The sequence below is a fragment of the Mesorhizobium sp. B3-1-9 genome (genome assembly GCF_006439595.1).
GTDB lineage: Bacteria > Pseudomonadota > Alphaproteobacteria > Rhizobiales > Rhizobiaceae > Mesorhizobium.
Map to the genome: position 1 here is coordinate 96,371 of NZ_VFTJ01000022.1, position 7,491 is coordinate 103,861.

Here is a 7,491-nt window from a genome sequence, read left to right on the forward strand (position 1 = left end):
AAGCTGCAGGAGATGTATATTGTAGATATTACAATGTCTCAAGCATCATTTTATATGCTTCATCCATCGATCAGTCGCTGTCGGCCACTACTTTGCGTCGCTGCAGCAGGCGCGCCGCAAGCCAGCACAGCATGGCCCATGCGAAGCCCGCGCACCAGCCGGCAAGCACGTCGGACGGCCAGTGCACGCCAAGATAGACGCGGCTGGCGCCGATCAGCACCGTGGTGAGCACGGCAAGGCCAAGCACGAAGACCTTCGTCCTGCGGTCAGGCAGGAAGCGGGCCGCCAGCGAGCCGAGGGTCAGATAGGTCACCGCCGACAGCATCGCGTGGCCGCTGGGGAACGAGAGCGAAGTCTCGGTGACGAGATGCGAGACGAGATCGGGGCGCGGCCGGTCGACCTCGAATTTGAGCAGGCTGGAAAGCACTTGCCCGCCCGCCACGGCCGCGAACATGAACAGCGCTGTCAGGGGTCTGCGGATCAAGAGCAGATAGACGATCGTCGCCGTCGTGATCAGCGCCAGCACAGCGGTGCTGCCCAGCGCGGTGACATCGCGCACCGCGCCTTCGAGCCAGGGTGGACCGATCGGACTGTCCGGCTGCCCGGCATGGCGGAAGGCAAGCAGGATTTCCGTATCGAAGGCATGTGGCGTGGTGGCGCGCGCCACCTCGATGAGCTCCACCAGGCCCCATAGACCGCCGGCGATCGCCAGCCCGGCCAGCAGCACCGGGAATTCCAACTTGTTGAGCAGCGCGTTGGCGGTCGATTTCATTCGGGCCCTTGGGTCCAGCTACAGCCGTTGCATATAGGGCCCGAGCGTGATCAGCGCGACGGCGGCGACCGCCAGCACCATGCCGGTCGCTTGCAAGGCGTTTAGCCGTTCGCCGAAGAAGGCGAGCGCCACGGCATTGACCGAGACGAGCTGGATGACCGCCGACAGGCTGAACGACACCGACATGCCGAACTCCCGCACCAGCCGCAGCATGATCAGATTGCCGGCCGTGTAGAGCGCCAGGGTCAAAAGAAGCTTGGCCAGGCTCGGCGCCATCCCCCATTGCTTGGCCGCCATCGCCGCCAGCAGGAACATCACCGTCGAAATGCCGAGCTGCGCCAGTCCCCAGAAACTCACCTTGTCGTCCCCTTCTTGAAGCGCCGTCGCCACGCCGGCCGCAGCCTTTGTTTCCGAAGCGGGCGAAACCGTCAAGCTGCGTGGTGGAGGATAGGGCGAAGGCCGTGGCAAGCCCCTTCTTCCCGTCACTATACGGGTTGAAAGGGGCCGACATCGACGACTTCACCAATCACCGAGGGTATGTCGAAGCCATGTCACGAAAATGTGATCGGCGCGCTTTAGGGGTCGAAAGGTCAAAATCCCAGCCACCTCAAGAAGCCAGAGGAATCCCATGACCGTGACCCCTGAGACCCGCTTCCGCACCAGCCTGCTCGAGGAAAATGACGGCCCGCCCGTCAATCCGACCGACAACCGCACCATGGGCGAGATCATCGCCGCGCGTTTCTCGCGCCGCGGCTTTCTCATGGGCTCGCTGGCCGTCTCGGCCATTGCCGCCACCGTCAGCCCGCTGGCGCTGATCGCCGCCGACGAGGCGCGCGCCGCAGAGGCTTCGGCCTTCAAGTTCGACGAGCTCGAGGCCGGCATCGACGACAAGCACCATGTCGCGCCGGGCTATGACGCCGACGTGCTGTTGCGCTGGGGCGATCCGCTGTTCGCCGACTCGCCGGCGTTCGATCCGGCAAAACAGTCGGCCGAAGCCCAGGCCAGGCAGTTCGGCTACAACAACGACTATGTCGGCTATATCCCGATCGACGGCTCCGCCGAGCACGGCTTGCTGGTCGTCAATCACGAATACACCAACCCGCATCTGATGTTCCCCGGCATCGTCTCGATCGTCGAGAAGGACGGCAAGAAGGCCGCCGAGGTGGCGCCGCTCTCCAAGGAGCAGGTCGATGTCGAGATGGCCGCGCATGGCGGCACGATCGTCGAAATCCGCAAGCAGGGCGGCAAGTGGCAGGTCGTGCGCGACGGCAAGCTCAACCGCCGCATCACCTCCAACACCGAGATGGCGCTGTCCGGCCCGGTCGCCGGCCATGATCGCGTCAAGACCAATGCCGATCCGTCCGGCGCCAAGGTCATCGGCACCGTCAACAACTGCGCCGGCGGCGTCACGCCCTGGGGCACCTATGTGATGGCCGAGGAGAACATCCACGGCTACTTCTCGGGCGAATTGCCGGAGGGCCACAGGGAGGCCGCCAACTACAAGCGCCTCGGCATTCCGGAAGGCGCCTATGAGTGGGGCGCGCATTACGACCGCTTCAACCTCGCCAAGGAGCCGAACGAGCCCAACCGGTTCGGCTGGATCGTCGAGGTCGATGTCAACGATCCGGCTTCGGTGCCGAGGAAGCGCACCGCCATGGGCCGTTTCAAGCATGAGGGCGCCGAATCGATCGTCGCCAGGGATGGCCGCGTCGTCTTCTATCTCGGCGACGACGAACGCTTCGACTACGTCTACAAATTCGTCACCGCCGGCAAGTTCAATCCCGATGACCGCGCGGCCAACATGAACCTGCTCGACGACGGCACGCTGCATGTGGCGAAGTTCGCCGAGGACGGCTCGGTCGAATGGATGCCGGTCGTGTTCGGGCAGGGCCCGCTGACTGCCGAGAACGGTTTTGCGTCCCAGGCCGACGTGCTCATCGAGACGCGGCGCGCCGCCGACCTGCTCGGCGCCACCAAGATGGACCGGCCGGAGGACATCCAGCCGAATGCCGGCAACGGCAAGGTCTATGTCATGCTGACCAACAACACCAAGCGCAAGGCCGAGCAGGTCGACGCCGCCAATCCGCGCGCCGGCAACGCCTTCGGCCACATCATCGAGATCGTCGAGGACGGCGGCGACTTCGCCGCCACCAAGGGCAAATGGGAAGTGCTGCTGAAATGCGGCGATCCGTCGGTGGCCGATGTCGGCGCCACCTTCTCCACCGCGACCACCGCCCATGGCTGGTTCGGCATGCCGGACAATTGCGCCGTCGATTCGGCCGGGCGCCTGTGGGTCGCCACCGACGGCCAGGGCCCGAAGGCCACCGGCCGCACTGACGGCCTGTGGGCGGTCGACACCGAAGGCCCGGCGCGCGCGACTTCAAAACTGTTCTTCCGCGTGCCGATCGGCGCCGAAATGTGCGGCCCGCTCTTCGCGCCGGACGACCAGACCGCTTTCGTCGCTGTCCAGCATCCGGGCGACGGCGGCGAGGACTGGGAAGGCTTTGGCCGCCCGTCCTATTACGAGGACCCGTCGACCCGCTGGCCGGACTTCAAGCCGGACATGCCGGTGCGGCCGTCCGTCGTTGCGATTACAAAGCAGGGCGGCGGCAAGATCGCGGTGTGATGCGCTGAGGATAGCGCAAACGTTGGGGATTGGCGGAAGCCTCCCCAACGTCGTCATTCTAGGGCGAAGCAGGAGCGAAGCTCCGTCGCGGAGACCCTGCAATCCATGCCATGACCGCGATCACAGGGCGCAGCGGAGCAGAATTCTGCACCGTTGCAACCCTCGCATGTCACGGAATGGATCCTCAGGTGTGCGCTGCGTCGCTGCGCTCCTCGCTCCGCCCGTGGATGACGAAGCCGAGCAGTCACTTCGCGCCATGGCCATGTTCATCCTGTTTCTCAGGCGGAAGCCGATCGACTCGTAAAGCCCGATCGCCGCAGCATTGCTGTCATAGGCGTGCAGGTACGCGACCTCGCCGCGTGCCGCGATTCGGCCCGCCACGAACACCGACAGCCGGCGGCCGCCGACGCGGAAATCCGGATGCGTGCAGACGCCGCTGAGTTCCGGGCAACCGGGCTGCCTCATGCGCTCGCCGGCCATCACCGCCAGCCTGCCGTCGATCCTGATGCCCCAGAAATCGCCGAGGCTCAGCGCCTCCGGCGTGAACGGGCCGGGCTTGGTGAGAGACGCGAGCAAGCAGCGCCACGCTGCCCGTCACGCCCGGTTGCGCGACGCCGAGGGATTGCGCCAAAGCAGACGCGCGCGTGGCGCGTTTCGCGCGGCCGATGGACGATACTGGACGCTTTCGGACGTTTGCCCTTCATTCGCCGCCAATTGCATCCTATATCGCGCTGGCGCGACGTGGCCGGCAGCGGTCGCCAGCGATTCGCGACCTGAGGGCGGCAGGTCATCCATTCTTGGCACGCGGAGCTCATGGCGCCCCTGCGCATCTATTTCGACAGGCTTCTCGACGCCGTGGCGCCCAAGGTTCCGCGGCGCGAGTTGACGGATGCCGAGCGCCTGGCGCTGGTGCGCCGCCACGGCGATTTCTCGCTCGCCTACTCCACGGCCGTACAGAAGAAACTGTCCTATTTCAGCGATGGCGACGGCTATATCGCCTTCGGCACCAAGATGAGCCGTCATTTCGCTCTGGGCGATCCGGTCGCCGACCCGGCCGACCGCCCGGCCTATATCAAGCGCTTCGTCGAGGCCGCCGGCGGCCCGTGGTTCGTCCAGGTCGGCGCCGACACCGCCAAGGTGCTGGCCGGCCTCGGCTACCAGGTCAATCGCCTCGGCGTCGACACCAGGCTGGTTTTGCCGGCGCATGATTTTTCCGGCAAGCGCAACGAGACCGTGCGCTATTCCGAACGCTGGCTGACGAAGAAGGGTTTTATCCTCGCCGAGGACAGGGGCGACGGGCTGCAGGAGGAGATCATTCAGCTTTCCGCCGACTGGCGAAAGGAGCGCATCATCAAGCGCTGGGAGATGGGTTTCCTCAACCGCCGCTTCTCCGAAGAGCTCGGCGCCGACATGCGCCGCTTCCTCCTGCACAGCCCCGAAGGCCGGCTTCTCGCCATTCTCGATTTCGACCCGCTGTTCCGCGACGGCAAGGTCGTCGGCTACACCACCTCCTTCAAGCGCAAGCAGGTCGACGCGACGCCGCATGCCGAAATCGGCTTGACCAAATTCGCCGTCGACCGTTTTCGCGAGGAGGGCATCTCTGAGGTGACGCTCGGCCTCTCGCCGTTGCTCGACATCGAGCCGAGCGGCTTCGCCGAATCGGGCTTTTGGCGCGGCGCCTTCCAGCGCGCCTACAACTCGCCCTGGGTCAACCGCTCGCGCTTCAACCTGCAGGGCCAGGCGGCCTTCAAGCGCCGCTTCCATGGCGTCGAGGAGCCGACCTACATCGCCTTCCGCAAAGGGACTTTCGTGGAAATGCTGGGGCTGCTGCGCCTGCTGAAGGCGATTTGAAGGAGGCTCTGTTTTCCTCGCCCCCGCGAAGCGGGAGAGGTGGCTCGGGCGAAGCCCGAGACGGAGCGACATCTGCGACGCAAGACCCCGACGGGGGAAGGGTGCCAACCGTTAGACAGACGTCGGCCAAGGCCCCTCTCCGTCCCGGCTTCGCCGGGCCACCTCTCCCCACTTCGTGGGGCGAGGAACTGAAGGTCCGTCAGTTCCTCAACCGGTAGCCCGTCTTGAAGATCCACGCCACGATCGCGATGCAGATGGCCAGGAACATCAGCGTCATGCCGAGGCTGACGCCGACCGAGACGTCAGCCTTGCCGTAGAAACTCCAGCGGAACCCGCTGATCAGGTAGACGACCGGATTGAACAGCGTGATCGTCTTCCAGATGCCCGGCAGCATATGGATCGAATAGAAGCTGCCGCCGAGGAAGGTGAGCGGCGTGACGATGAGCAGCGGCACCAGCTGCAGCTGCTCGAAGGTCTTTGCCCAGATGCCGATGATGAAGCCGAACAGGCTGAAGGTCACCGCCGTCAGCACCAGGAAGGCGATCATCCAGAACGGATGCTCGATCCTGAGCGGCACGAACAGTGCCGCGGTGGCCAGGATGATCAGGCCGAGGATGATCGACTTGGTCGCGGCGCCCCCGACATAGGCGATGATGATCTCCAGATAGGAGACCGGCGCCGACAAAAGCTCGTAGATCGAGCCGACGAATTTCGGGAAATAGATGGCGAAGGAGGCGTTGGAGATCGACTGCGTCAACAGCGACAGCATCATCAGGCCCGGCACGATGAAGGCGCCGTAGGCGATGCCGTCGATCTCGTTGATGCGCGAGCCGATGGCCGAGCCGAAGACGACGAAATAGAGCGATGTCGAGATGACCGGCGAGATGATGCTCTGCAGCACCGTGCGGAAGGCGCGCGCCATCTCCACCCGGTAGATCGCCCATACCGCACGAAAATTGGGGGCCGCGCGCAGGTTCATGGCTCTTGCCTCAGAAGATTGACGAAGATCTCTTCGAGCGAGCTGTTCTTGGTGTCGAGATCGCGGAACTGGATGCCGGCCGCCTCGAGGTCACGGATCAGCGAGGCGACGCCCGGACGATCGCTCTGGTTGTCATAGGTGTAGGTGAGCTGGTTGCCGTCGTCCGACAGCTCCAATGAATAGTGGGAAAGCCCGTCCGGAACGGCGGCAAGCGGCGCGCGCAGCTCCAGTTTCATCTGCTTGCGACCGAGCTTGCGCATCAGCTCGGCCTTGCCTTCGACCAGGATGATCTCGCCCTTGTTGATGACGCCGACCCGGTCGGCCATCGCCTCGGCCTCTTCGATGTAATGCGTGGTGAGGATGATGGTGACGCCGTCCTCGCGCAGGCGCCTGACCATCGCCCACATGTCCTGGCGCAGTTCGACGTCGACGCCGGCGGTCGGCTCGTCGAGGAACAGCACGCGCGGCTCGTGCGACAGCGCCTTGGCGATCATCAGCCGGCGCTTCATGCCGCCGGACAGCGTGATCGCTTTCGAATCCTTCTTGTCCCACAGCGAGAGGTCGCGCAGCACTTTTTCGACGAAGGCCGCGTTGGGCGCCTTGCCGAACAGGCCGCGGCTGTAGTTCACCGTCGCCCAGACCGTCTCGAAGGCGTCGATGGTCAGCTCCTGCGGCACCAGCCCGATCAGGCTGCGCGCCGCGCGGTAGTCCCGGCCGATGTCGTGGCCGTCGACGCTGACGCTGCCCGACGAGCGGTTGACGATGCCGCAGACGATCGAGATCAGCGTCGTCTTGCCGGCGCCGTTCGGCCCGAGCAGCGCGAAGATCTCGCCGCGCTCGATGTCGAGATTGATTTCCTTCAGCGCCTTGAAGCCGGTGGCATAGGTTTTCGTGACACCGGAGATCGAGATGATGGATGACATGCTGAAATACGGCCGGCTGGAAAAGGTGACCTGATATAGGTCGGATGCCGCCCGGTGCAACCGTGAATCGACGCCGTTCCTGACAGTTCTGGACAGGAAGCGCCCAACTGGCCGCCCTTGCCAGACCAGGTATACCGGCCGCGGCGACGGGAGCGCCGGCGCTCACGACAGCTTCTTTCTACCCGGTTACGCTACGGCATGCACAATTTCCAAGCGGCTGGTCTTTGGCGATAGCGTGCATGGCAGCTTGGCGCATGCATTGCCTTATGTAGCGCTGGTCGACCCCCACTCCGTCTCGGCTTCGCCGAGACACCTCTCCCCCGATCGACGGGGTAGAGGA

At 64.6% G+C, this 7,491-nt stretch carries 6 protein-coding genes and 1 pseudogene; 2 read left to right on the forward strand and 5 right to left on the reverse strand.

Translation table 11 applies throughout. From position 1 onward, the window contains the following. Positions 1 to 70: 70 nt before the first annotated feature. Complete coding sequence (locus FJW07_RS27515) at positions 71 to 772, reverse strand: phosphatase PAP2 family protein (RefSeq protein WP_140859443.1); 702 nt, start codon at positions 770 to 772, stop codon at positions 71 to 73. Between the two features lie 18 nt (positions 773 to 790). Next, positions 791 to 1,129 carry a hypothetical protein gene (locus tag FJW07_RS27520; protein ID WP_140859444.1) on the reverse strand — a complete coding sequence of 113 codons (339 nt, stop codon included), beginning with the start codon at positions 1,127 to 1,129 and terminating at the stop codon, positions 791 to 793. 271 nt (positions 1,130 to 1,400) lie between these two features. Between FJW07_RS27520 and FJW07_RS27525 the strand changes: the two genes are divergently transcribed. Next, positions 1,401 to 3,398, forward strand: a complete 1,998-nt coding sequence (locus tag FJW07_RS27525) for a PhoX family phosphatase (protein ID WP_140859445.1) — start codon at positions 1,401 to 1,403, stop codon at positions 3,396 to 3,398. 120 nt (positions 3,399 to 3,518) lie between these two features. Here FJW07_RS27525 and FJW07_RS27530 read toward each other — a convergent pair. Continuing rightward, a pseudogene (locus FJW07_RS27530) lies at positions 3,519 to 3,971 on the reverse strand (GNAT family N-acetyltransferase); the annotation flags it as partial. A 240-nt stretch (positions 3,972 to 4,211) separates the two neighbouring features. On the opposite strand from FJW07_RS27530, the gene FJW07_RS27535 reads away from it, so the two are divergent. Beyond that, complete coding sequence (locus tag FJW07_RS27535) at positions 4,212 to 5,249, forward strand: phosphatidylglycerol lysyltransferase domain-containing protein (protein WP_140859447.1); 1,038 nt, start codon at positions 4,212 to 4,214, stop codon at positions 5,247 to 5,249. Positions 5,250 to 5,448: 199 nt separating this feature from the next. Here the strand turns inward: FJW07_RS27535 and FJW07_RS27540 are convergent, their stop codons facing one another. Beyond that, positions 5,449 to 6,228, reverse strand: a complete 780-nt coding sequence (locus tag FJW07_RS27540) for an ABC transporter permease (RefSeq protein WP_140709343.1) — start codon at positions 6,226 to 6,228, stop codon at positions 5,449 to 5,451. Beyond that, complete coding sequence (locus FJW07_RS27545; RefSeq protein WP_140709341.1) at positions 6,225 to 7,151, reverse strand: ABC transporter ATP-binding protein; 927 nt, start codon at positions 7,149 to 7,151, stop codon at positions 6,225 to 6,227. The genes FJW07_RS27540 and FJW07_RS27545 overlap by 4 nt, the downstream gene beginning before the upstream one ends. Positions 7,152 to 7,491: the final 340 nt, after the last annotated feature.